Origin of the sequence: Pseudomonas sp. Marseille-Q0931 (assembly GCF_940789645.1) — a bacterium.
In the GTDB taxonomy this organism is placed as follows: Bacteria; Pseudomonadota; Gammaproteobacteria; order Pseudomonadales; family Pseudomonadaceae; genus Aquipseudomonas.
In genome coordinates, this window is record NZ_CALNWT010000001.1 from 1,038,319 (window position 1) to 1,062,463 (window position 24,145).

Sequence of the window (24,145 nt, forward strand, 5' to 3'; positions counted from 1 at the left end):
ATATGAAGCACCTCTCGCTGACCGCTCGGATGAGCTTGATGTTCATGTCCGCGGTGATTGCCGTCCTGACAGTAGCGGGGCTGAGCTTCAACATGCTCAGCCAGCACCACTTTAAGATGCTGGACCGGCAGGCCCTGGTGGAAAAACTCGAATCAGCCAAACACATTCTCAACAACGCTCGCAGCGGAGCTAACCTCTCCGAGGAGTTACCGCAGTTGCGAGCCTTACTGGGGGCGCATCAGGATCTGGCCGCAACCATCCTGGCCAGCGACGGCGCAGTGCTCTTTTCCGACCCCAGAGCAGTCGAAGTGCCGGGACGCTTCAGGCGTGCCGATGAGCAGAGCATGTGGGAGTGGCAGAAAGACGAGCACATGTACCGGGGCATGACGGCTCAAATCTCTGTGACTGACCAACCCGAACCGCTTACAGCTCTGCTGATTCTCGATGTCACCAATCACACGCACTTTTTCGACACGCTGCAGCGATGGTTCTGGATTGGATTGGTCATCAGTGCCTTGGTCAGTGCGGCGCTTGGCTGGGTGGTTGCTCGCAGTGGTCTTAGGCCCCTGCGGCAAGTCACTGATGTAGCCTCCGGGATGTCCGCTCGCTCGTTACAGGAACGAATCCCTCTAGAACCAGTGCCGCGGGAACTTCAGCAACTGGTTCTATCCTTCAATGCGATGTTGGCTCGGCTAGAGGATGCCTTCGTTAGGCTCTCCAATTTTTCGGCCGACATTGCCCACGAGCTACGCACGCCCGTTAGCAACCTGATGACCCACACCGAGGTCGTGCTGAGCAAGAAACGCGATATCAATGCCTATGAAGAGAATCTGTACTCGAACCTGGAGGACTTGAAGCGCATGTCTCGCATGATCGATGACATGCTGTTCTTGGCCAAGGCTGATAATGGCCTGATCATCCCAGAGCAGGCCAGGATCGAACTGGCAGACGTAGTCTTCAAACTGTTCGACTACTACCACCTCCTGGCAGAAGAGCGCGACATTGAACTATCGCTCACAGGGAAAGGCCAAGTGCTAGGAGATCGGCTGATGCTTGATCGAGCGCTGTCCAACTTGCTGTCCAATGCGCTGCGTTACACGCCGGCGGGAAAGACAATTTCGGTTCTGATCCGCCAGACAGCGGACTCAACTATCTTCAGCATCGAGAACCCAGGTAACACAATCAGCTCGGAGCATCTAGAGAAGCTCTTCGACCGCTTTTACCGGGTCGACCCTGCTCGACGCGAAGGTAGCCCAAGCAACGCCGGGCTCGGACTTGCCATCACCCGATCCATAATCGAGGCTCACAAAGGCCGCATTTGGTGCACTTCAGCGGCTGGCCTCACGGGCTTTCACATTGAATTCCCCCATCCCAGCTGATATCGGTCTGCCTACAGCCGACGGCGAGCCCAACTTGACAGAGCGAGCTCAGGTGCAATTCGACCGAGCGCAGATGGCTTTTTCGCCATCCAGGCAGGCAATGAGCGGTGAGCTGACACTAGAGCCCGCCATTCGCTCTCGGGTAGTAGTTTATGAAGCTTTGAAACGGCATCACCTACGCTTGCCTTGCCTTGCCTTGCCTTGCCCAGCCAATGCTCGAATGGCATCCCCCGCTCCAGTAGCGCCAAGAGCCATCAGCCATCTAGGCGCATGCCGAATCGATACGGTGGTCTTGCCAACCTGAAGCACCCTAGAACGTCCGGTGGTTAGGAAGACATACCGAACAGGAACCTGTGTTGTCAGCCCCCATTTATTGGCGACGCTAGCCCCAGTGGCGACTATCAGCTCACTCTGCACATTTGCCAATGAGCGGATGATCATCTCCGGTGCCAGTTTGCGCGCGCCGAACCGAGTTTCGACTGCAGCAACATAAAAGCCCCGAGCAACACGAAACAGCTTTCCACTGTCGACCAGGCGAGAGAGCCCTCGCTGCACAGCATGGCGAGATCCCTGATGCACGAATCTGCCAGGTGTCAGAACTTCGTAAGCGAACGGGCCTTACACCTTGCCGACGGATACTCAGTTGTGCGGCAGCAGCTCGGTCAGAGCGCTGGCCTTCTGCGTCGGCAGTCGCGTTAGCACATCCTTGAGATAGGCATACGGATCGTGCCCATTCATCCGCGCCGACTGGATCAGGCTCATGATTGCCGCCGCCCGTTTGCCGCTGCGTAGCGACCCGGCAAACAGCCAATTGGAGCGACCTAGAGCCCACGGGCGGATCTGGTTCTCGACTTGGTTGTTGTCGATGGGCACAGCGCCATCGTCCAGGTAGCGCGTCAGCGCTACCCAGCGTTTGAGGCTGTAATCCAAAGCTTTCGCCGTGGCTGAGCCGTTGGGCACAAGATCACGCTGGGCCAGCATCCAGTCATGTAGTGCGTCGAGGAGCGGTGAAGCCTTTTCCTGCCGTATTCGCCAGCGTTCTTCATTGCTCATGTCGCGCACTTGGCGTTCGACTTCGTACAGCCCAGCGATAGAGTGCAGCGCCTGTTCGGCCAGTTGGCTTTTGTTCGCCGCGTGCAGATCGAAGATTGTTGACCGCCTTGAACTTGCTGCCGTCGATGGCCACCAGCGCCTCGGCGAACAGACCGAGCTGCTGGCACAGCACAACGAACTGCCGACAGACGCCGCGGATGGCCTTGCCGTTATCCTTGCGGAAGTTGGCGATGGTCTTGAAGTCCGGCATCAAACGTCCGGTCAGCCACATCAACTCAACGTTGCGTTGAGCCTCGCGTTCGAGACGGCGGCTGGACTGGATGCGATTGAGATAGCCGTAGATGTAGATCTTCAGCAGGTCGGCAGGATGGTAAGCGGGGCGACCTGTTTCAGCCGGGACGACGCCCTCGAAACCCAACTGGCCAAGGTCGAGTTCATCGACGAAAACATCGACCACCCGCACCGGGTTGGTGTCCGCCACGTAGTCATCCAGGCTCTCGGGAAGCAGCGCGCTTTGGCCTCGATGCTCTCCCTGGATAAAACGCTTCATTGGCGCCCCCGCTGATTTCGAACCCATCAAATTACAGCAAGGTCGATGCCAGAGTTTTTACACAGCCTGGGCCGGTTGCAGCCATCTGACGATGGGCGGGAATCGGCCAAAAGCAATAAGCTAAATATCAGGCCGTCACCGAGGGCTGGCTCACCAGCCCCAATGCCAATGCCTTTGCTCCACCCAAGTCCAGCTGCATCGTAGCGTACGACTGCATGAGTAACGGCGGCGGAAGCACCCAATCCCATTTCTCTTGAACCATATTCTGTACATCCGCCAGAACACTGGATTCATCAATACCATCCCACTCGGCAATCTCGCGCAGCTTGCTTTCAAGCGACGTCCGATCCCCCTCAACCTCTATGACCAACCCACTGTTCTCACTGGCTAGTCCGGTGTACGTCAGCAAGATAGCCAAGGCATCGTTCGTCCAATCGCCTTGCCAGGTGAAAAGGTAAGTCTTGCCTCCGCTTTCGGTCATGCTCGAATGTGCCAGCCCAAGGTCCGTGAAGGCGCTACGCGCCTGAGCCAATAGTTCCTGTGCCGTAGCATCGAGATAGGGGTAGACGTCCGTCTCCAACAAGACGGCCTTCATCTCTTGCCGAACCCGATCATGTACACGGGCTCCTAGCCCATCGAAGGATGGCGGAGCACCACCTGGATCGGATCTCACGACGATGACCTTGGCATCAGTGTCCACATTCGTGACCCGCCAGCGCCGTCCTGCAAAGATGATGCGCTGATCAACGGTTAGTGGCCTGGAGACGGGCAATGCTCCAAGTGGTTTGCCATCGCATACCAGGCGGAACTCTTCATTGCTGACAAATGCACTGTAGAAGTCGTAGTGATTGATCATGCGTTCCCCCACCACGCCGGGCAGCAGGAGCCCTGATGTTTCCTGGGTTATCAAATCGCGCTCACCAAGGGCACGAAGCAAACTGAGGAAGCTGCCCTGCTCCACCCCTGCGAACGGACCACTTCGTATCAAGGTGCTCCAAAGCTCCGCAGCTGTTGCGCCCCCTCGTTGAGCTATCACTGAGAGACACTGCTGCACTAAGGTCGATAAATGAAGGCCCTGAACGCGTGGGGGCTCGAACCAGCCCTGCATCAACAACCTGATCATGGCAATGCTTTGCACCAAGCCCTGGCGGAGTCGATCCGACAATGGCGAGCCATCGTCTAGCTGACGCTCCTTGCAGTAACTTCGGAGAATGGCTGCTTCTCCCGGGCGACGTCCGGATCGACCCAAGCGCTGACGCAAACTGGCTACCGATGGCGGCGCCCCGATCTGCACCACCGTCTTGATGCTGCCGATATCTACCCCAAGCTCCAACGTCGTAGTGCAAACTGCAGTGGCAGGCCGGTCACCGGCTTTCAGCGCTTTCTCGGTTTCCTCTCGAATGTCCTTCGCCAAGCTGCCGTGATGCGGCCAGAACTCGTTCGGTACACCATCCTGCTCGCAACGGCGCCGCAGATTGTCAGCGAACCACTCCACCTGAGTTCGACTGTTGGGGAAGACCAGGTTGTTGCTACCCCGCAGTACCTGAAAGAGGTGTTCTGCGATGGCATGGTCCGGAGAAAAAACCTCATCATCTTCAGACTGCATCGGGAGCGCCTGCTTGGACTCCACATACCCTCTGATCTGAACCTTAAGTATCTGGCCACTCCCCTTGGACTCGATCACCGACACATGATGGGGGGCATTCGGGCGCAAGAAGGCCGCAGCCAGCGTCATGTCGCCCAGCGTGGCGGAAAGACCAACCCTGGGCAGAGGGCGATCAATGATTGTTTCCACTCGATGCATGAGTGACTGTAGCTGCTTGCCTCGCTCACTACCGATAAAGGCATGGAGCTCATCCACCACCAGGTACCGTAGGTTGGCAAACAATCCCGCTAGACTGGTCCCCCTGTTGACGAAAAGAGCTTCGAGCGACTCCGGCGTGATCAGCAGAATGCCTTCCGGGGACTTGAGGAAGCGATGTTTGCGGCTCGCTGAGATATCCCCATGCCAAGCAATGACTGGAAGTTCAAGCTCATCGCAAAGTCTCGCTAAACGATCCCACTGGTCATTGATGAGAGCCTTTAGTGGGCTTATGTAAAGCACCGACCCAGGCCTTTCCGTGTCCTGCAGGAGATTGGTAAGGATGGGTAGAAACGCGGCTTCGGTTTTCCCTGCAGCTGTAGCCGCCGCGATGATGACATCCTGATCCGCGCCCAAAAGCGCAGGGATAGCGCGCTCCTGGGCATCGCGTAGGGAGGTCCAGCCTTCAGACCATATCCAGCGCTGGATTCGCGGCTCAAGGAGTGCGAACCCAGCCGACTCAGAGCTGGAAGGTGGCAAGCTCATCGTCCGCATCTACCTGGGTATCAGTCTCACCACCTCGATCCGGTACAATCTCTACGGCCCCCAGCAGGGTTCGCCAATCAGCGCCCGGATTCTGCTCCAGCACCGCTAGCAGGTTGATGAATGCGGTGATGGTCGTCCGCGGGGTCCGGAAGTAGGCCTCGCCCATCCGCTGATTACAGTGGGCCATAAACAGCGGCAATGCTTCGTCGGGTAGCAAATAGCGCTCGCTCACGCCTGCCGCGTATACATGACGCAGTTTCTGCAGCAGCACGTAGAAATCCTCAGGCGTCAGACTGGTGAGACGTATGACAGGACCGGAAAGATCTACCAGCCCGGACTTGGCGAAGTTGTTTTCCGCCAAACGCGACTGCAGAGCCGGATAGCTGTAGAGGCCGCGGCGAGTATCCATGAGAAACTCGGGGGTACCACCCAACACAAAACCAAGCCCCTCAGCGGAACCCTGCAGGGAGTCATTGAGGATACGCAAAATCTGCTCGTAGTTAGCGTTGCGAGCTTGGGTGTTGGAGAGCTTGTACAGGTTCACCAGCTCATCGAGACATACCATCAATCCGCTAAAGCCGGCCAACCGAACGAATCGCGCGAGCAACTTGAGCTGATCGTAGACCGACGCATCGTCGACGATGGTTCGCACACCCAGTGCGGTGCGGGCATCTGTCCTGGTAGTGAACTCGCCACGCAACCAGCGGATAGCATCCGCCTTGAGCTGCTCGTTGCCCTCTTCGAAGCCTTTGCAATAAGCCGCGATTACATCAGCAAAGTCATAGCCGTTGACCATCTCTGTCAGTTGCTCGAGATGCTCACGAATCACAGCCTCACTGTCTTTGCCGGACGCTTTGGCTTCCGTCTTGGCCTGTGCAATGAACTTCTCGACTATTCCTTGCAGAGCACCGCCATCAGGTTTAGTCCGGGTGGACATATTCTTGGCCAATTCGGCATACAGCGAGCGAGCCTGGCCGCCAGTAGCATGGAGACGACGATCCGGGTTCAGATCCGCATGCATGGTGACGAGCTTGCGCTCCATCGCAATAGAGCGAACCAGGTTGAGGAAGAACGTCTTGCCTGCGCCATATTCACCGATCACTACGCGGAACGCGGAACCACTTTCCGCGAGGCGCTCCACATCACGGATGAGCGCCTCCAGCTCACCGACACGCCCCACCTGAATCAAGTGCTGGCCGGCACGGGGAACGACGCCGGCGCGCAGGGACTGGATGACCGCATCGCGGTCCTTGGCTCTGATGCTGCTCATAGCGGTAGTTTGTCCATGATTTCAGGGTTGATTTCGAAGGGGTCTTCCCCCTCGGTGACTGGCATATCGAAATGCTCGAAGGCCATGTCGTTGATCTGCTCCAATGCTCCGTCGAGCATGAGTTCCATATCGCTTGCTACGGCCCCCAACTCGTCACGAGACCACTCGGTACGGGATACGAGTACACGCAGGAAGGCTGAGTGATCGGCGTCTAAGCCACAAACGGAGGAAGTATCCTCAACAGTCTCTTCCACAACTACGTCATCTGGCTCAGCGGTCTTGTCGTCAACGAAAACCTGAGCCAGCAGCGCAGATACCTGTTCCGTTTCACGCTGCAACTGAGCGATGCGCTCTTTGTCCAGAGCAAATTCGCCAACAGGCTTGGACGGAGTTGCTCCGGGAATGGAAGGCGTTGTCTGCGATGAGCCTACGGCGCTGCCACTGGCGGCCACATGAAGGTCGCTGTAGAGCGATTGCGGATCCAGCTGCAGGGTCTTGTAGACGCGCTCCAGCAACTTCACCTCTGCGGGGCTAACCTCGCCGTCGACCTGCGCCAAGTGAGCGAGAAAAGCCGCCACAACCCTCTTCGCCGGCTCGGCCAGGGGTTCCAGTTTCTTCTTCAGGCTTTGCAGGGTTGGTGGCTGGTTAAGCTGCAGACGCAGGTGGGCCTTCAGGCGTTTCCGATGAGCACCGCTCAGGTGACACCAGGAGTCGATATGCTGGGATAGCAGCATAATTTCCTGCGGCGACGTGTCACCATCGGCCGCCGCCACAGCACAAGCAAGGTCCAACGTAACAGAGGCGGCGCTATACGCCGGCGAAGAACGCAGATCACCATCTTCAGCCTGGGTCGCAAAGAGCGCCACATTATCCTCTGCCTTGGGTGTTCGACTGCCTGCCAGAACATCCGGCTCGATACCGATGTGCAATGATTCCAGCGCGCGGGCGAGCGTCAGAACCTTGTCTCGCGACAGGCTACCTGCACTCTGCAGTCGCCCTGCCAGCTCACCGAAGCTCATGACCACCATACCGTCGCCGATGCGTTGTTTCAGCTCATCGAGCGCTGTTCGAGCAGTTGGCGGCCACAGGTTTACGGGCAGCTGTAACAGTCCTTCTAGTGCATCAGGAGTGCTGGAGTTGCGACCGAGATAACGACTGTAGGGCTCCAACTGCACCGTGCATTCGTCAACCAACTGCTGCAGCTTCTTCCGAGCTGCGCTGGTCGCAGTGACATCAGGAATACCGGATAAGCCATCCAGCTCTTGAGGGGGTAGTCCCGCAGAAGCGGTGTTGTATTGGAGTCGCAGACGAGTCTTGTTCTGAGGGAGCACCATACCTGGGCCATAACGTTCCTCGTAGCGCATGCAGAACAACTGGGCGAACACTTCTTTACAACGGGTTACAGGTGTCCGCTTCCCGATGTTGTGATCAGACAGCACCCAGGCCAACGCCCAGTCAGCCGGCATTGGTTGCTTGTCAGCAGCCAACTGGCCCAGGCCAATACGTAGCTCTATGGGCATTTCATAGCCGTAAGACAACGGTGCCGGCGGCGCCTTTTGATAGCGTCGATCAAGCACTTGGCCTTGACGGAGGAAGTCTACGAAGCGACTGGCGTAGGTATTAAACGAATGATTCTCGTCGTAGATCGAGAGCAGTCTTTCGACCTCGGCAATGATGCTAGGTATCTCGGCGGCGGCAGCCTGATTCGTCTTCGCGTCGACGAATACCCTGCGTTCCAGTCCATAGAAGAACAGGAACACGTAGCCAATGTTGGCATGCGGAGCCTTCCGACCACTGGATAGCCATTGGAGGTATGCGCGCCGAGCCTCAGGGGTGATGTTGTCGTAACTGGGCCAGTAGGAAGTGAGACGCTCAGCAATATCAACGATGCCCCGTGCGACCTTCAGCTTCGGGTTGATCAGTGAGGGTTCCGAAGATCCATAGCGGCTGTTTCGATCTTCACCGACATAGATCAAGCCGCCAGAGATCTTCTCGCCAGCAACCTCAATGGGTTCGCCAGCGGAAAGCCAGCGCACCTTGGCACCAGCCAGGTCCGCCGGCGCACTCGGAATTCTGTGGGAAGACCGCTGAGCGGCCTCCAGTGTCACGGTAAAGAAACCAGAGTTGTCCTGCTTTGCCGAAACCTGCTGGGGTGAGGCCGGGACTTGAATTGATACAGACGTCTCACCTACGGGCGAAACCTCGTCCAAGGAGAACGTCAGACCAATGCTCGCGGTGGCATCAGAAGAGCTCGAATGATCGACCTTTCGACGGAGCGGCTGCTTAGTCGGTGGCGAGGATACGGCTGGAGGTTTGCTGAAGGCCTTGATGATCAGCCACCCACCCATACCAATAATCGCTACTCCCACCAAGACAACCCACACCCCCTTGGGAATGGAAGCAAGCAGCCCGATCATTATGGCGCCCAGAACCATCACTCCAGATACACCGGACTTGCTGCTGCGCCTACGCTTCCTTGCCATCGCTTAGACTCCCCCTAAAGCTATACTGGCCGTTTGGCAGTATCGGTAATTCAAATGCATTAGCCAATACCTAGGCGATAGATGCTTGTCACCAATCCGCCTCCGGCCCAGACCGTGTAAAAACGCAGCAAGCGATGGCAATCAACTGCCGGGTGATTTTCTCAGCGTCCAGGAGGCCGCCGGAGACCCAATCAGGCGCATTCGGTGATTCTGGTTGCTATGGCACTTTAGGCTTCGGTGCGCCTGCTGGAGGGCGGCAGGACTCGTAAAACAGGCCTCAGGCCTTCATCGCTGCCATCAGGGCACCGCTGCCCAGCACGCTCAACACGCGTTTGAGATTGTAGGCGAGCACATGCAGGCTCATCTCGGTGCTCACCCGGTCGAGCGTTCTGGTGAGGAAATGGGTGGCGCCCATCCAGCTCTTCAGCGTGCCGAATGGGTGCTCGACCGTCTGACGGCGGATTCGCATCATCTCGGGCGTTTGATCCAGACGACTCTGCATCGCTTCGAGCACTGCTTCATGCTCCCAGCGGCTCACTCGGCGTGGCTGTGGACTCGGTGTACACTGCTCTTTCAGCGCACAACCCTGGCAATGCGAACTCCAGTAACGGTGCAGCTTCAGCCCTTTCTCGACACTAGAGAAACGCCAGGTCAGGCTTTGCCCAGCCGGGCATAGGTACTCGTTCTTTACTGGGTCATAGATGAAATCACCTTTGCCGAAGCGGCCAGCCGCTGTCGCTCCCGAGGTCAGCGTCTTGGGCACGAAAACGGTGATCCCAGCCTCATGGCACGCCAGGATTTCTTCGCCTTTGAAATACCCTCTGTCTGCGACCGCCGAGAGCTTCTCAACACCCATGGCCTCTCGCGCTTGCTTGGTCATGGTGCTCAGTTGATCGCGATCGACTCCGTCGTTCGTGACCTCATGCGTCACGATCAGGTGGTGCTTTGTGTCGACCGCCGCCTGCACGTTGTAGCCGACCATGCCGCTGCCCCGCGTCTTCATTGAGCGGGCATCGGGATCGGTCAGGGAGATCTGTTTGTCCGGTGTTTCGTTGAGCTGTACCTCGATTTCCTTGAGCTCCTGCATCTTGGCTTTCAGCGTTGCGATCTTGTGGTGGAGGCGTTCTGCTTTGACCTGCGCTACGGCAGGTTCCTGGCGGTCAGCGGTATCCAGTGCGGTCAGGTAACGGTTGATGCTGGACTCGATCTCCTCCATTCGCCGCTGAAGCTTGGCGCTGGTGAAATTGCGGTCGCGGTTGTTGACCGCCTTGAACTTGCTGCCATCGATGGCTACCAGCGCCTCAGAGAACAGGCCAAGCTGCTGGCACAGCACCACGAACTGCCGACATACGCCGCGGATTGCCTTGCCGTTGTCCTTGCGGAAGTTGGCGATCGTCTTGAAGTCCGGCATCAAGCGCCCGGTCAGCCACATCAGCTCGACGTTGCGCTGGGTCTCTCGCTCAAGGCGGCGACTGGATTGGATGCGATTGAGGTAGCCGTAGATGTAGATCTTCAGCAGGTCGGCAGGATGGTAGGCGGGTCTGCCGGTTTCCGCCGGGACGACACCCTCGAAACCCAGTTGGCTAAGGTCGAGTTCATCGACGAACACATCAACCACCCGCACCGGGTTAGTGTCCGCCACGTAGTCATCCAGGCTCTCGGGAAGCAGCGCGCTTTGGCCTCGATGCTCTCCCTGGATAAAACGCTTCATTGGCGCCCCCGCTGATTTCGAATCCATCAAATCACAGCAAGGTCGATGCCAACGTTTTTACACAGCCTGGGCCAAAAGCAGCTGTTGAGATCCCGCGAACTTTTAGCCCAAGGCAGCCAGATTTACGTCAAGCCGAGTAGAGTTCATGGCAGTTTTTAGCTTGCTCGCGTTGAGCTCGATCAGGAACTTCAGTTCATCGAGCAGTGGTTCCCGCAGAAATTTGAGATAGCCATGACCAGTGAATATATTTACCGACTTGACTACACAACAAAGCTGAAAACCTTCCCGGACAGATGTCACCGTGCACCCCGCTGGATTGGCGATATGTATTCATATCCTCACAAACTGCTTAGAAGTCGCCTCGATCAGCTCAACAACTCCCAAGCTATTTATCGAATCTGCTTCTTCACGACGCAGGCGAAGGCAGAGGAGGTGCGCCTGTCCTACAAAGACGGCGGTAAGACCACGACACTGACGCGCTGCCGGAAGGCTGACCTTCCAGCCGCAGGATTCACAGACAGCTGGGACGATGGTTTTAATCTAGGTGTGGCGCATCTGTTTTGGATTGAGGAGTCACTCGGCGAAGAAAACAACACCCTGTCCACCGCATCAGTTCCATTCGAGCGTTTCGAGGCCCTGGTTGATCAGAAATGGATACCTCTGGCCACGCATTTAGCGCCCGCACCCAGAGCTGTGCCACCAGAAGCGGATCAGGCGCAGCAGCCTAAACTCATCACAGAGCCTCGTCTGCTAACTTGCCTTAAACGCCTTATAGGCTCGGCGTAGTAGACGCCTCAGCCAACGGGCTGCAGCTACCTCGGAATGAGTCGCGGCGCACTCAGTTGCGCTGGGAACACTCCAACACTTTCGACGTAGCGCAATGCTGATTGGCTGTCGCTCCAGCCCACGTACTGCATCAGCGCCTTGGTATCCCAGCCACTATGCGCAGCCCAGGTGGCGAACCCCCTACGTAATGAGTGGCTGCTGTATAGCTCAGCGGACAACCCTGCCGATTGCAGCACGGTGCGTAAGATTGGAACGACACTATGCGGGTGCAAGCCTTGCTCACCTAAATGCCCCCAGCGATCAATGCCACGAAACACTGGTCCCCGCGCGATGTCGGCTAGGCTGATCCAATCGATGTATGCCTGTACCGGGCATAGCTTGGCTAGCGCTGGCGCTTTGAAGGTCTGGCCCTGACTGTCCCGATCGCCTTTACTCCAAGGAAGAAATAACTGCATGCCTTCCCCGGCTCGCGCTTGGATGTGCTCTACCTTCAAGCGGCACAACTCATCACTGCGAAATGCCCGCCAGAAGCCGATCAGGATCAGCGCACGATCACGGCAACAGCGCAGCACCCTCGGCCAGTCATCTTCCGCTCTTGCCCTCCCCTCAGCCTGCTCCAACCACTGTACGCATTGCTCGAGTTGGCGCAGCTGCAGCGGCTCGGCCTGCTTCTCCAGACGTGGATGCAGGGTACGGATGCCCTTCAATACCTGGCGAACCAGTGGGGTCTTGGTCGGATCGGGGAAGCCCTGACTGACATGCCACTGCGCCAGAGCTGCTAGACGTAGCTTCAGGGTGTTGCTGGACAGCGTGGCGGCGTGATCGACCAGGTAGCGCACGATCGCATCGCTGGTCGCCGGCAGAAAGCCGCCCCAGGTCACCTCGAAGTGCTCGAGCGCTTGCTGGTAGCTGCGCCGCGTGTTGGCGCGAGTGCCGGCCTGCAGGTACCGCTCGATGTCCTGGCTCATCTGGGCCTATCCCCCTGGTGTACCGGTGAGCGACTGGCAAACGACGAAAAAGCCGCTTCACCTTGGATAATTCGTGATTATCCAATTTTAATCAGGCTTTCATCTAGTATAAAAACTTCGTCGAATCTAGAATGTAAATACATAGTATGTAATACAGTACGAAATAGTAGGAGAGCAACATGGCACGCGGCGGCATCAACAAGGCGATGGTACAAAAGGCACGCACTGCCCTCCTCGCCCGCGGCGAACACCCAAGCATCGATGCGCTACGGGTTGAACTGGGCAATACCGGCTCAAAGACCACCATTCACCGTTACCTGAAAGAGCTGGAGGCCGCCGACAGTGGTCGTGGAACAGCACCGCTTGCTCTGAGCGAGCAACTGGTCAACCTAGTAAACCAACTGGCCGACCAGTTGCAAGAAGAGGCGCAAGCCGCTGTTGCCGGCGAGCGAGAGCTGTTGGGGCGCGAGCGAATCGACTACCAGCAGCGGACTCGGCAGGCCGAGAGCCGCATCCAACAGCTGGAAGGCCAGGCCGCGCTCAACGCCGAACGACTTCAGGCCGCTCACCACGAATTGCAACAGTTACGCGAGCAACGGCAGCAAGTCGAGGTCGAGAACGCCCGCCTGCAGCAGGCCAATCGCGACCTGGACGAGCGCCTCAAAGATCGCGATGCACAGATCCACTCTCTGGAGGAAAAACACCGACATGCGCGCGACACCCTGGAGCACTACCGGCAGGCCAGCAAGGAACAGCGTGAGCAGGAACAACGCCGGCACGAGTCGCAGGTGCAGCAGTTGCAGTTGGAAGTACGTCAGTTGCAGCAGACGTTAATCGTCAAGCAGGACGAGCTGACCCAACTGAATCGCGACAACGCGCGCCTTCTCACCGAAGCAAGGCAGTTGCACAGGGACCAGCAGGCCCAGCAACGTCTGCTGGATCAGAAAGCTCAGGTTCTGGAAGCTCTGCAGAGCCAGTTCAGCGCGTCAGAAGCCGTCAAGTTGGTCCTGGAGCAACGCAATCAGAATCTACAGAGCGAACTGGACAGCTTGAGCAAGGCCAAGGTCAGGCAAGAGCCTCCTCGGCAGTCGCGCAGAGCCCAGCGCGCAACCGCGGCAGTAGATAAATCGACTCCGCCAGCAAAAAAGCAAAGCTGACTGAAACGACTAGGCCGGCAAACCGCGCGGATCACTCGCCTCGTGGCGCGGAGGCCAGTTGCGACTGTTAATCCAGGATCGTTCAGGTTGGTTTAAGTTCGGACAACTTCGGTAGCAGGTAAGCAGGGTCACAGGCAAGCTGGCGTGCAATTCGATATAGCTTCTCTACGGTGATGCTTACTTCACCCCGCTCGATCCGCCCCATGTAGCTGCGGTCGATGCTGCAGGCCAGCGCCAGGGCATCCTGAGAAATCCGGCAGGCCTTTCTCTGCGCTCGGATGCGTTCGCCCAACGCTTTCGCCAACTTATCCATGACCGTCTCAATTCCGCTGAGACGGCAATATCATGCGTTTACGGACGCACGAGCCACGGATTATAATCCGTATTTTTCGCGCTATCTTCTCTGGTGCCGCAATGAAATCAGCCTCGTTCATCTTCGACAGGCGGCTGTATGAGCTGCTTCAGGAGGAAGGCCGCACACGGTTCACAATTCGTGAACTGCGCGATGCCTACGCCAAGCACCTGGATGGCATGACCTATCGCATCGGTGATGTACGCCGCTATGTGTATGAACAGATGCGCCGGATGTTACGCATAGGTTGGTTAGTGCATGACGAAGAGCGCCGCGTACGGGGGCAGGTCTACCACCTGCTGCCTACCCCAGCACATCTTCAACTTGAGCTGATCGACAACGGTTTTGAAAACAGTCTTATGTCTGCAGGGGGGGCTGAGCAGGACACAGCCGTACGCGACGTGGAAGCTCTGCCGCTTCAATCTTCAGCCAATACGGATCAGCAGCTGGAGGCACTCCATAAGGAGATCCGTCTGGATTTCCTTTCTTCAATGGGTGAGGCAGAGCGATTCAAGTTGCTTCTGGATGAGATGCCACATTTGCGGGGCAAGGTTGAAGGCGATTATCTGGAAGCCAGGGATCGCAGCTCTCGCCTCTTGGGGCATCTGCGCGCCATCGAAAAGACCCTCAAAACGCTCGCTGCACCACGATGAGCAGCTCGCTACGCAGCTGGCAGAACAGCTGCATCACTCGGGCGTTGGAGCACTTTACCGTCACGCCGCATTTCTTCTGCCAGGCAACGCCGGGAGCCGGAAAGACGCGCATGGCTGCAGAACTGGCCAGCCGACTGCTTGAGCAGGACAGAATCGATTTGGTGCTGTGCTTTGCGCCGTCCTGCCAGGTCGTGGAGGGTTTTCGTTCGACCTTTGCGGCTGTGCTAGGCAGGCGTCTCGACGGCCGGATAGGTGCCGCGGGTGCGGCTTATACCTATCAGGCCATGGAATACCGTGATGAGGGATTCTGGCAGCTGCTTTATGACTACCGGGTGTTCGTGGTCTTCGATGAGATCCACCATTGCGCCGGCCACGATCCGCTGCTCAGTAATGCCTGGGGGCAGCAGATACTGCATCGGATACAGGATCGGGCTGCCTTCACGTTGGCCCTGTCTGGCACGCCCTGGCGTTCGGACGATAAGGCCATCGCATTGGCTCGTTACTCTTCGCCCGAGGGGCATTTGATCTGTGATTACCGTTATGGCTTGAAAGATGCCATTGCCGACGACGTGTGCCGATCACCTCGCATAGTGTTGCTCGACAATCAGAAGGTGAAACTTACGGAAGAGCTTGGCGCGGATAGCTCCGTGAGGCTGTTTCCCAGCATCGCCAAGCTCTTAGGGGAGTCACCTGTCACCTATGAGGAACTTCTGCGTCATGACGAGGTGATCAATCCAATCCTCGATCTTGGCTGCAGCAAGCTGAACGAGCTACGCCAGATCAAACCTGATGCCGCTGGTTTGGTGGTGGCCACCGACATCGAACACGCCCAGCAAGTTGCACTGGCTCTAGAAGCAATGGGTGAAGAGTGCCGCATCGTGACCAACAAAACCCCGGATGCGCAGCAAGTGATCAATGCATTCCGGAGCAGCGCCTGCCGCTGGATTGTGGCCGTCGGAATGATCAGCGAAGGCACCGACATTCCCCGCCTGCAAGTGTGCTGCTATCTCAGCCGTATCCGCACCGAACTGCACTACCGGCAAGTACTGGGGCGAGTGCTGCGGCGCACAGGTGAGTCCGACGACCAGGCATGGTTATTCATGTTGGCGGAGCCAACGCTTCAGGGTTTTGCGGAGCGAATTTCGGATGACCTGCCTGATGACCTGGCAGTTTTGAGCGATGTGCAGATGCCTGGTTTTACTCCAGGCTCAAGGCCTGAGCCGGTGGGCACTTTGGGTCATATCGACGGTTTCGACGGTGCGGGGTTAGGTGGTGCAGAATCGGGAATTGGATCGCAGCCTACGAACATGATTTCGCTGGGCGGCTTTGCAATTGAGCCCGCTTACCAGGTCAGCTTTTCCCAGCATTATCGGCAGCAGCTACTGGCTTGTTTTTGATGCTCAGCCAGTCGAGGCTGATCCAATGATGTTGGTGTTCATGAATCCATAACCAGCCGACGTCGTGTGGAACGTAATCGTGAGGTGTGCATGGAGAGTAAGTCGCAGGCACTGGTCGATGTGGTTGAGGATGTGATCTGCGACGTGTGCCGCTCTGGAACGAGTATCCCCGGCTATGCCCCCCAATACGGCAAGCTTGAAGCCCAATGGGGATATGGCTCCCAGCATGATGGGGAGCACTACCGGATTCATCTCTGTGAGCCCTGCTTTTTCAGGGTGCTGAGCGGGTTGCGTCGGGAGCGTATGGTCAATGGCATGTTCGATGATGAGCAGCCTTTTGCTTCTGAAGATTTTGGTCTGGTCAGCAAAGACAACTACTGGGGAAAGAACTGGTTGTAGGGTTGAAAAGCCATCAGCCGCACCACGACGAATCGCGGACAAATTAGGGGTAAGCGCGCGGCTTGCCCGTTCTGGTCTCGTAGATTGGAATAACTGAATAAGGAGGTAGCCGCTTTGACCCTGCCGCATGAAAGAACCCGGAGTGTCGTCAATACCGAAGCTTTTCTCCGCGACCTCGCTCGTAACACCGAGCTACCTGATGACATTCGCAGCTATGCGAAAAGCCTGCTTAGACACTACCCGTCCGCCGATCAAGTTTTCTCGCTAGGGCGCCTCGAAGAGTGCCTAGTAAACGACGCTCAAGATGATGAATATCGGCGAAGGGTGATTGCGTTCCATCAGCCGTTTTTCAGTTCGTCGTTAGACTTCACGCTATAGGCGTGAACGCCACGATGCTCAGCACTGATTTAGCCCAGTCGGTATCCGCCCGGATTGCGCAACGAGTCAAGCGCCTACCTAAAGGGCAGCCGTTCAGCATTAGCCATTTCACAGGGTTTGGAACGAAAAACGCCGTATCCAAAGCACTAGCTCGACTGGTCAACCGAGGCGAGCTCGAACGGGTGTATCGTGGGATTTATATGCGACCAAAACCCGGACTTTACGTTGCGAGGGCTCGTCCCAATCTCTGGGAATTGATCAGCGTAATTGCCAGGCAGAAGCACCTGTCTTTACAGATCCATGGTGCCAATGCCGTCAGTAGGTTTGGGCTCAGTACCCAGATGCCGCTCATTCCAATCTATTACACCAACGGAGCCAGCCGTTCAGTATTCATAGGTAAAGCTGAAGTCCGACTGATACATGCGGCCCCGATGGTGATGCAGCATGCCGGGACTGAGGCGGGGATGGCTATCAGTGCACTGTTTTATCTCGGCAAAGAAGGCGCTACTCCAGAATGTACTGCTGCGATTAAGAAAGCGCTTAGGCCTGACGACTTAATCAAATTGATGACCAGTAAAATACCGAAGTGGATGCTAATTGCGTTGGATTGCTAGCACGCCATCCTCACATGTCGGCCGCCAATGACGAGAAATTTATTTCCTTCAGAGCTACTTACATTTCAGGGGGCAAACCTGCAACAAAGCCATCAAAACGCGTCTGGCTTGAGTGTGGAAGCCGACCAATCCTAGACAGAAGATAATCATAATCGCCAATAGAACTATAATTTGCACATGTAAACCCTAGTTCTAGGTTGCTGAGACCGAAATAAGGAAACAAATCATCCACCATGCAATCAAGACGCCCAACCTCTTCATCAGAGAGAATCCCAAGCACCTTACCAGCTAAAATTACCCCACAAATCCTTTGATTTATATCAACCTCATTAACGCCATTCTCAAGCAACCAAGAATAATCTTTTCGATAACGCCCTAGTCTCAGCTTAAAAGCAAACGTAAACGACCAAGACAGGCCGCCTGAATTATGGAGGCTGGGAGCCTGTGTCAATAACTCAAAAACAAGATCAAAGTATGCAGTTGAGGCAGCATCAGCACCCGCACTATCCACCCTCGCCTCTTCGCTAGAGCCATACCACTCAAATACTTGGATTGCAAGATCATAAAGAGCTTCCTGCAGACTCTCGCTCTCCCACAGATTATAGTTTCTAGTACCTTGATATTGATGGTAGGGGTATTGCGAAAACTCAGAGAATGCTCGCCAACCTCTACCAATAGGATCACAGTTAAACCTAATACTCGACAACTTTTTCTCATGGAACGAACAGAATACGCAAACGGCACTGCACCAGCTCCGCCGCCAACATGGAAGAATATTATTTTTAATGTCATCTATTATACAATCTTGACAGTAAAATCGACGGCTTTGCCATGACAAGAGCTTGCCAGGCTTCTTATCAAAGAATCGCAAATAGTCATCCTCAGCGAGATTCAACCTCGATATAACATCCTGGACATAGCTAGAGCCAATGTCAAAATCCGGATCCTCATAAACTAATTCACCATGCCTATCACACTCACCCTTTACACTGACTCCTTCCAATGAGAACTTCACCCAAGGAAACTTTATCATGCATCTATATATCCAGGATGAAAAGCACTCGTCCACGCTGGCGGGGCATAAATTTAGGAGGCGCATTAGTAACTCCACGGCGTCGAAATGGCTTTTACCAAAGAGCCTATGGTGATGCGTTCCTCTCCCGACTTTACTGCGTAGCATGCAGCAGATTTAATTGAGTTCATAATAGAGTCCATTCGCCCACTGGTATTCTCTAAAAGAAACCCAATAACCTCAGCGCCATCAAGGTTTGACGGCCTTCTTAATGGTAGATTTTGCTCAACCCCCGCCAGAAACGATCTAAAAGACTCGCTTTCTCTCCAGTCATCAATCTGGACGCTATAAAATCGCCTAGAGAACTGTTCATCCATACTCAAAGCGTTCCTAGCGAGATCAATACCGAAACCTATTATTGATAATCCATAAGTATTATTGGATAGCGACTTCAGAATGGACAAATTTTTAAGTTGCTCTGGCCTCGCCACCAGCATTGACTCGTGCAGTTCATCTATAATCAGAGCCTTTATTTTTCTCAAGTTTATCACTTCGGCTAGCTCCGCCGGAAGCGTGGCTTTTCTGGGGTGTCCGAACTTAATCAGCCCATGAGGGAGGCCTAGTGCCGAAACAAGCAACTCACCAAATTTTAGATTAAATGGGTTCGCAACCATGTCTAGAAAGACAATTTGGTTAGAGAGTGCTTCAGAATTCCTTATCTGCTGAATGATTGAGCTTTTACCGGCGCCAGGAGCACCGGTTACAATCATACACGGCGCCTGCATTCTTCTAGGAACGGCCAGTACATTTTCAACCATCTTTAAAATGCTATTTGATTGAGGGTGGTCAATGTAAAAACTATCTCGCTGTATAGCGGCCAACCGCATGTCGTCAGATGAACATGCCAATTCCCTAGCGCTCTCCGTTAAGTGCTCATAAGAACTCATCAAGACCTCCTAGAATAGGGCGTCGCCTTTTTCGAGTAGTCAGGTTTTTTGATTTCTACATCTGACCTATCTGGAGCAGTCGCTGATATAGTCTCGTCAGCGATCCACGTGCTGGTCTCATGCTCGAATTTGGCAGCAATTATTTTTCTCGCTCGCTTTGTCTTCGTTATCGCTCCCTTCACTATCTGCGCATTTTCTTTTATCACATCTATCAAAGCATGATCTTCCAATGCTCCATCTGGTGTGACGCCTTCTTTTCGCCTAAACTTCAATAGCGCCCTGTGTTCCTCATATGCAAAGTCACTGGTCGTCACATCAGAAAAGTACAGCGGAATATATCCTCCATCCAACCTTGCCCATATTGTCGCCATTGAGTGCGGATCGTACTTAATGACCACTCTCTCTCTACCTATATGGGGAGTTAATCCAGGACTCCAGTACCATTTACCATTTAGAGTCACGCCTTGGGGGTGGATTTTCCGACTCATCTCCGGCATGAAGTCAAGGCGAAACGTCCACGGATCGGAAATTATCGGAGGATGAGTAACGTTGTTTTCGGAATCAACAAAATGCGACTTCCACTCCGCCGCAGGAGAGCGGCCCAGCCCTTTATGCTTACGCCCATGATAAATAGCGACCTGCCCTGCAAACCATTGGCAAAACTCCTTGAAGGTCAGTGCAGAATTTTTCTCACTATCATAACCTCTGCGACTAACAGGATTGGAGTGAGTAGTACCGGGCAAGAAGTGCACATAATCGGTCATCAGTGTGCCGATCAAACGCTCAACATGACCTCCATAATGCTTTGCCCCAATTGGTCGCCATTTCAAGCCAATTTTGTGTAGCACACATGCACGCTGAAATTTAACGGTCTTGAACTCACTTGCGTTATCCATGTGCAAGAGTTTTGGAACCCCATAATATGGATGTAGACCTGCGCTCACTCCCAGTCTTTTAAGGAATTGATTTTTAGGAAGTGCGGCATGCGCTACAGCACAGGCAACAGAGAGGCTAGATGGCGGGTATAGACTTAGATAATAACCAAGAATAACCCTGGTCTTGACATCAATGAGGACAGTTAACCAGGGCCTGCCTATTGGTCGGCGTGTAATTTGATCGACCAATATCAGATCTACTCTGGTATGATCCATCTGCACCCATTCAAGCGGCAGATGAATTTCCTTTTTACCTGGTCTTGCTGCATATTTTTGACTCGTCGCCTCATGCCCATGCTTTCTCAGATGACGCTCTTTCTCAGGTATATCTTTGAGCCGTGCAGATATTGCCGATCGAGAAGGTGGCTTTAAACCAAGCCTAATGGATAACTCTTCCGCCTTGCGAAAAACCGCAGCTATGGTTGCCGACTTCCCTATGTACGCCTCTTTGATTGCCTGCTTTATTACGTCATCGACATCTTTAATGAGTCTTCTTGAGCCTTTCTTATTCCCTCTCTTCATCCTTAGCAGAGACGCTGGACCAATTTCCTCATCATAAAACTTAATGTTTCTATAAAAGGTACCATTTGAGACGCCTGCTTGCTCTAGCGCCTGAGCCAAGTTGAGTTCTTTTGCCAAGTATCTCTTTATTAAGTCGAACTGTGACTGAGCGGCCTGCAACTCCTCCAGGGGCACTACCGACTCGCTTGATAGCGACTCAACTTGAAGCAGATTAATATTATCCTCATCCCTTGAAGGCAAATGCTCAATTTCGTCAATGTCGACAACTAACTTTTCACTGCTTTTTTTTAGGACAACCTCGACCGTCAAGTTGGGAAGACATTTATTAACTGTTGCAACATGCCCCCTCGCGACGACAACCAAGCCCTCCCGCAGCAATATTTGCCCCATGCGCCCTCCCTGAATCCTTCGATAGATCACAGTTCGTTATGAGCGTAGCTGGCCTTTGAAAAATGTAAAAAAATAAATTCTAGGTTGTTTTTTACAGTCTATAAAAGACACATATGGTTTTTTAATAAAAAAAATCAATAAGATAGGATAATTACAATATTTAAGAGTCACCCACACCTTTCGAGGAACGGACGTTACCGAGGCGCATTTCCTTTGATGGCGGATAACCGTAGAACTCTGTGTAGCATTTGCTGAAATGACTCGATGAGACGAATCCGCAAGCCAGGGAAACATCGAGGATCGGCAGATCGGAATGCTGCAGCAGGCGTCGCCCTTCGGTCAGGCGCAGCTCCAGGTAGTAACGCACCGGCGTAGTCGTCATCTGATCCTGAAACAACCGCTCGATTTGCCGCCTGGAACGCCCGACATACTCGGAAATCTGGCTCAGGCTCAGCGGCTCTTCGATATTGGCGGACATTAGCTGCACCACATTGCGCAGCGGCTCGCTCATTTTGTCGTGCAGCGACGGACGTGCACGGCGGTAGCGCGATTCTTCGAAGGCTAGGATGTCGGTAATGCCATCGGCCAGTTCCCGGCCATGCCGCTTGCGAATCCATTCCATCACCATATGGAAGGCTCCGCTCGGGCTGGCGGCTGTCAGCCGATTGCCATCGACCATGTAGCTTTCGCTGGTCACCTGACTGTTTTTGGCCACTTCTGCCAGCACGGCGCGATGCTCCGGATGGATCGCGCATTTGTGACCATCCAGTAGCCCGGCTTGCCCCAGGAACCAGGCGCCATTCCATAACCCGGCCAGTTCTACCGACTGTTTGTTCGCGCCGTGCAGCAAGGCGCTCAGTGCCGGCGACGCCTTCAGTGGCGTACGCAGGCCGCCACATACCACCAGCAGATCCATGTCCGCCATGTTGGACAGCTGAATTTGCGCGCCAGGACAGATCACCAGCCCCAGATCGCTGGTTACCGATTCGCCAGTCAGGCTGTAGGACTCGGTAGCGAAACAGCCGGGGCTGATCAGGTTGGCCGTGACCATGGTATCGAGCGCCTGGGTGTAGGCCGGCAAGGAGAAATGCTCGAGTAACAGAAAACCTACCCGGGCCTGTTTGACCGTCTGTTTCCTGTCATCTACGAAACGCAGGTTCTTCCCCTGCATGGCTTCGCTGAAGCTACGTTTTGGCAACACTTTCAAGACGTTTTCCGAACCGGTTGTTATTTGACTTGTTTTCAGAAGCGGCATGCTCGAGACACTTCCCCAATGGGGCCATCGCCTAAGCGCACCCTCCTCTGCCTATTCATTTGGCGGCCATCGAGAACATTGCTGGCTTGGGATTCTTCCCGATTCGCGCGCACTCGGCAAATCGGAACTATTTCAGCGTCACGACTCCGATGCTGCGTCGCAACCAGACGAATTAATGCCGCTTGCAGTCGCACCGAAAACGACGCCCCGCACTTACTGTTCCAGCATCTCAGCTGCCAGGAACCCGCAAAGCCCTTAAACGAAGCGTCCGGTGCTTCCTGCACTGAGACCACTTCCGTCACTGCCGCCTCAACAAGACCAAGAATACAAGGTGCAATATCTATGTCCCGGAACGACAATCCCGTGCGCTTTATGCGCGTAATTCTGACCGCTGGAGCACTGATCGCCCTGCTGGTGGGCTCTGGCTTCACCACGGGCCAGGAGATCATGCAGTACTTCGTCGCATACGGTTATGGCGGCATCGCCAGCGTTGCGCTCATGCTGTTGCTGTTCGTCTACGTCAATCTCAGTTTCGTCAGCGCCGGCTATGAACAGCAGTTCAACGAGCCTAAAAGTATTTATCAGTATTACTGCGGCAGACTGATCGGCAATTTCTTCGACTATTTTTCGGTCGTTTTCCTGTTCATGTCCTTCTGGGTAATGATTGCCGGCGCTGGGGCTGCGCTGCATCAGCAGTTCGGCTGGCCGAACTGGGTCGGCGGCACGGTGATGGGCAGCCTTGCCCTGTTGACGCTGCTCTTCGGCTTCAAGCGCCTGGTGGAAATCATCGGTCTGATTGGCCCACTGCTGAGCGTTCTGGCGATCCTGATCGGCGTCATCAGTTATGCCATGGCGCCCGGCGGGCTGGAGAACTACCTGGCTGAACTGGAGCCGCTGGTAACCGATCGCACCATCATGCAGGCCAGCAGCAACTGGTTCATCGCCTGCGCGTCCTATGTCGGCTTTTGCATGATGTGGTTGGCCGCGTTCATGACCAACCTGGGCAAGTCGGCCTCCAGCAGAAAGGAAGCCTGCTGGGGCGCGACGCTGGGCGCGGTGATGTTCAGCCTGGCCGTGTTGGCCATGATGCTGGGCCTGGCTGCCCACCTCGGTGACGTGGCCGGCGCGCAGATTCCCACCCTGGCGCTGATCGCCAAAATTCATCCAGCTCTGGCGTTCGGCTTCGCGCTGATCGTGTTCGTCGCCATCTTCACCACCGCCGCGCCACTGCTGTGGGCGCCGGTAAAACGCTTCGCCCCGGACGAGAACAGCCCGCGTCATCGTATCCTGCTGGTATCGCTTGCAGTGATCGGCACCGTCGTCGGCCTGACCATCCCCTTCGACCGCCTGATCAATGTCGTCTACGTGATCAACGGTTATGTGGGGTTTGCCCTGCTCTTCCTGATGCTGGCCAAGGACATCCGTACGCGACTGTTCAAATCGCAAGTGGCCGTTCCCTTGCGCTCCTGATGCGCAGCCAAGAGGCCGCACTGGAAACAGTGCGGCCTATGTCGATCCTCCGCAGCGACGCATGGCGATCCTGGCCGTGCCTGAAATCCGAACCTAATCTCCTGCCTGTCGCTCTAA

General features: G+C 55.2%; 20 protein-coding genes and 2 pseudogenes. 9 read left to right on the top strand and 13 right to left on the bottom strand.

Features of this window, described 5'->3' with window-relative positions; genetic code table 11:
- Positions 1-2 precede the first annotated feature (2 nt).
- Entirely contained in the window at positions 3-1,379 is a 1,377-nt protein-coding gene (locus P3C50_RS05040; protein ID WP_195882343.1) for a heavy metal sensor histidine kinase, read from the top strand.
- A 171-nt stretch (positions 1,380-1,550) separates the two neighbouring features.
- On the opposite strand, the gene P3C50_RS05045 is transcribed toward P3C50_RS05040, so the two are convergent.
- From P3C50_RS05045 to P3C50_RS05075, 7 genes and pseudogenes are all read right to left on the bottom strand, one after another.
- Positions 1,551-1,958, bottom strand: a complete 408-nt coding sequence (locus tag P3C50_RS05045) for a DUF6088 family protein (RefSeq protein ID WP_343252174.1) — start codon at positions 1,956-1,958, stop codon at positions 1,551-1,553.
- Positions 1,959-2,018: 60 nt separating this feature from the next.
- Positions 2,019-2,525 (bottom strand): annotated as a pseudogene (locus P3C50_RS05050) (transposase); the annotation flags it as partial.
- Between the two features lies 1 nt (position 2,526).
- Positions 2,527-2,982: pseudogene (locus tag P3C50_RS05055) on the bottom strand (transposase); the annotation flags it as partial.
- 127 nt (positions 2,983-3,109) lie between these two features.
- Positions 3,110-5,329 carry a DEAD/DEAH box helicase gene (locus P3C50_RS05060; protein WP_275545109.1) on the bottom strand — a complete coding sequence of 740 codons (2,220 nt, stop codon included), beginning with the start codon at positions 5,327-5,329 and terminating at the stop codon, positions 3,110-3,112.
- Positions 5,304-6,599 carry an ATP-binding protein gene (locus P3C50_RS05065; RefSeq protein ID WP_106732292.1) on the bottom strand — a complete coding sequence of 432 codons (1,296 nt, stop codon included), beginning with the start codon at positions 6,597-6,599 and terminating at the stop codon, positions 5,304-5,306. The genes P3C50_RS05060 and P3C50_RS05065 overlap by 26 nt, the downstream gene beginning before the upstream one ends.
- Positions 6,596-9,082, bottom strand: a complete 2,487-nt coding sequence (locus P3C50_RS05070) for a TerB N-terminal domain-containing protein (RefSeq protein WP_275545110.1) — start codon at positions 9,080-9,082, stop codon at positions 6,596-6,598. The genes P3C50_RS05065 and P3C50_RS05070 overlap by 4 nt, the downstream gene beginning before the upstream one ends.
- A 277-nt stretch (positions 9,083-9,359) precedes the next feature.
- Positions 9,360-10,793: an IS1182 family transposase gene (locus P3C50_RS05075; protein ID WP_275545111.1), complete on the bottom strand. Its 1,434-nt coding sequence runs from the start codon at positions 10,791-10,793 to the stop codon at positions 9,360-9,362.
- 231 nt (positions 10,794-11,024) lie between these two features.
- Between P3C50_RS05075 and P3C50_RS05080 the strand changes: the two genes are divergently transcribed.
- Positions 11,025-11,579 (top strand): hypothetical protein, encoded by a 555-nt coding sequence (locus P3C50_RS05080; RefSeq protein ID WP_275545112.1) that lies wholly within the window; start codon positions 11,025-11,027, stop codon positions 11,577-11,579.
- Between the two features lie 26 nt (positions 11,580-11,605).
- On the opposite strand, the gene P3C50_RS05085 is transcribed toward P3C50_RS05080, so the two are convergent.
- Positions 11,606-12,547, bottom strand: coding sequence for a site-specific integrase (locus tag P3C50_RS05085; RefSeq protein WP_275545113.1), 942 nt, complete (start codon positions 12,545-12,547; stop codon positions 11,606-11,608).
- A 179-nt stretch (positions 12,548-12,726) separates the two neighbouring features.
- Here P3C50_RS05085 and P3C50_RS05090 point away from each other — a divergent pair, with 179 nt between their 5' ends.
- Complete coding sequence (locus P3C50_RS05090) at positions 12,727-13,704, top strand: DNA-binding protein (RefSeq protein WP_106732288.1); 978 nt, start codon at positions 12,727-12,729, stop codon at positions 13,702-13,704.
- An 82-nt stretch (positions 13,705-13,786) separates the two neighbouring features.
- Here P3C50_RS05090 and P3C50_RS05095 read toward each other — a convergent pair whose 3' ends face one another.
- Entirely contained in the window at positions 13,787-14,017 is a 231-nt protein-coding gene (locus P3C50_RS05095) for a helix-turn-helix domain-containing protein (protein ID WP_048329181.1), read from the bottom strand.
- Positions 14,018-14,118: 101 nt separating this feature from the next.
- Between P3C50_RS05095 and P3C50_RS05100 the strand changes: the two genes are divergently transcribed.
- From P3C50_RS05100 to P3C50_RS05115, 5 genes are all read left to right on the top strand, one after another.
- A complete protein-coding gene (locus P3C50_RS05100; RefSeq protein WP_106732287.1) occupies positions 14,119-14,709 on the top strand; it encodes a hypothetical protein in 591 nt (196 codons plus the stop codon).
- The gene (locus tag P3C50_RS05105; protein WP_275545114.1) at positions 14,706-16,106 is read left to right on the top strand and encodes a DEAD/DEAH box helicase; all 1,401 of its coding nucleotides are present in this window, start codon (positions 14,706-14,708) and stop codon (positions 16,104-16,106) included. The genes P3C50_RS05100 and P3C50_RS05105 overlap by 4 nt, the downstream gene beginning before the upstream one ends.
- A gap of 90 nt (positions 16,107-16,196) precedes the next feature.
- A complete protein-coding gene (locus P3C50_RS05110; RefSeq protein ID WP_084929463.1) occupies positions 16,197-16,505 on the top strand; it encodes a hypothetical protein in 309 nt (102 codons plus the stop codon).
- A 114-nt stretch (positions 16,506-16,619) separates the two neighbouring features.
- Positions 16,620-16,883, top strand: a complete 264-nt coding sequence (locus tag P3C50_RS24160; protein WP_343252175.1) for a BPSL0761 family protein — start codon at positions 16,620-16,622, stop codon at positions 16,881-16,883.
- A 14-nt stretch (positions 16,884-16,897) separates the two neighbouring features.
- Entirely contained in the window at positions 16,898-17,497 is a 600-nt protein-coding gene (locus P3C50_RS05115) for a DUF6088 family protein (protein ID WP_106732286.1), read from the top strand.
- 58 nt (positions 17,498-17,555) lie between these two features.
- Here the strand turns inward: P3C50_RS05115 and P3C50_RS05120 are convergent, their stop codons facing one another.
- From P3C50_RS05120 to P3C50_RS05135, 4 genes are all read right to left on the bottom strand, one after another.
- On the bottom strand, positions 17,556-18,512 hold the full coding sequence (locus tag P3C50_RS05120; protein ID WP_275545115.1) for a hypothetical protein: 957 nt from the start codon (positions 18,510-18,512) through the stop codon (positions 17,556-17,558).
- Positions 18,513-18,595: 83 nt separating this feature from the next.
- Positions 18,596-19,456: a TniB family NTP-binding protein gene (locus tag P3C50_RS05125; protein ID WP_275545116.1), complete on the bottom strand. Its 861-nt coding sequence runs from the start codon at positions 19,454-19,456 to the stop codon at positions 18,596-18,598.
- The gene (locus P3C50_RS05130; RefSeq protein ID WP_106732285.1) at positions 19,456-21,303 is read right to left on the bottom strand and encodes a Mu transposase C-terminal domain-containing protein; all 1,848 of its coding nucleotides are present in this window, start codon (positions 21,301-21,303) and stop codon (positions 19,456-19,458) included. Before P3C50_RS05130 ends, P3C50_RS05125 begins: the two co-directional genes overlap by 1 nt.
- A gap of 160 nt (positions 21,304-21,463) precedes the next feature.
- Positions 21,464-22,501 carry a GlxA family transcriptional regulator gene (locus tag P3C50_RS05135; RefSeq protein ID WP_275545343.1) on the bottom strand — a complete coding sequence of 346 codons (1,038 nt, stop codon included), beginning with the start codon at positions 22,499-22,501 and terminating at the stop codon, positions 21,464-21,466.
- A 399-nt stretch (positions 22,502-22,900) separates the two neighbouring features.
- Here P3C50_RS05135 and P3C50_RS05140 point away from each other — a divergent pair, with 399 nt between their 5' ends.
- Positions 22,901-24,028 carry a hypothetical protein gene (locus tag P3C50_RS05140; protein WP_275545117.1) on the top strand — a complete coding sequence of 376 codons (1,128 nt, stop codon included), beginning with the start codon at positions 22,901-22,903 and terminating at the stop codon, positions 24,026-24,028.
- Positions 24,029-24,145 lie beyond the last annotated feature (117 nt).

Coding starts and splice junctions, on each gene's coding strand:
- P3C50_RS05040 (WP_195882343.1), top strand. CDS start 3: ATGAAGCACCTCTCGCTGACCGCTCGGATGAGCTTGATGTTCATGTCC.
- P3C50_RS05060 (WP_275545109.1), bottom strand. CDS start 5,329: ATGAGCTTGCCACCTTCCAGCTCTGAGTCGGCTGGGTTCGCACTCCTT.
- P3C50_RS05065 (WP_106732292.1), bottom strand. CDS start 6,599: ATGAGCAGCATCAGAGCCAAGGACCGCGATGCGGTCATCCAGTCCCTG.
- P3C50_RS05070 (WP_275545110.1), bottom strand. CDS start 9,082: ATGGCAAGGAAGCGTAGGCGCAGCAGCAAGTCCGGTGTATCTGGAGTG.
- P3C50_RS05075 (WP_275545111.1), bottom strand. CDS start 10,793: ATGAAGCGTTTTATCCAGGGAGAGCATCGAGGCCAAAGCGCGCTGCTT.
- P3C50_RS05080 (WP_275545112.1), top strand. CDS start 11,025: ATGACCAGTGAATATATTTACCGACTTGACTACACAACAAAGCTGAAA.
- P3C50_RS05085 (WP_275545113.1), bottom strand. CDS start 12,547: ATGAGCCAGGACATCGAGCGGTACCTGCAGGCCGGCACTCGCGCCAAC.
- P3C50_RS05090 (WP_106732288.1), top strand. CDS start 12,727: ATGGCACGCGGCGGCATCAACAAGGCGATGGTACAAAAGGCACGCACT.
- P3C50_RS05095 (WP_048329181.1), bottom strand. CDS start 14,017: ATGGATAAGTTGGCGAAAGCGTTGGGCGAACGCATCCGAGCGCAGAGA.
- P3C50_RS05100 (WP_106732287.1), top strand. CDS start 14,119: ATGAAATCAGCCTCGTTCATCTTCGACAGGCGGCTGTATGAGCTGCTT.
- P3C50_RS05105 (WP_275545114.1), top strand. CDS start 14,706: ATGAGCAGCTCGCTACGCAGCTGGCAGAACAGCTGCATCACTCGGGCG.
- P3C50_RS05110 (WP_084929463.1), top strand. CDS start 16,197: ATGGAGAGTAAGTCGCAGGCACTGGTCGATGTGGTTGAGGATGTGATC.
- P3C50_RS05115 (WP_106732286.1), top strand. CDS start 16,898: ATGCTCAGCACTGATTTAGCCCAGTCGGTATCCGCCCGGATTGCGCAA.
- P3C50_RS05125 (WP_275545116.1), bottom strand. CDS start 19,456: ATGAGTTCTTATGAGCACTTAACGGAGAGCGCTAGGGAATTGGCATGT.
- P3C50_RS05130 (WP_106732285.1), bottom strand. CDS start 21,303: ATGGGGCAAATATTGCTGCGGGAGGGCTTGGTTGTCGTCGCGAGGGGG.
- P3C50_RS05140 (WP_275545117.1), top strand. CDS start 22,901: ATGTCCCGGAACGACAATCCCGTGCGCTTTATGCGCGTAATTCTGACC.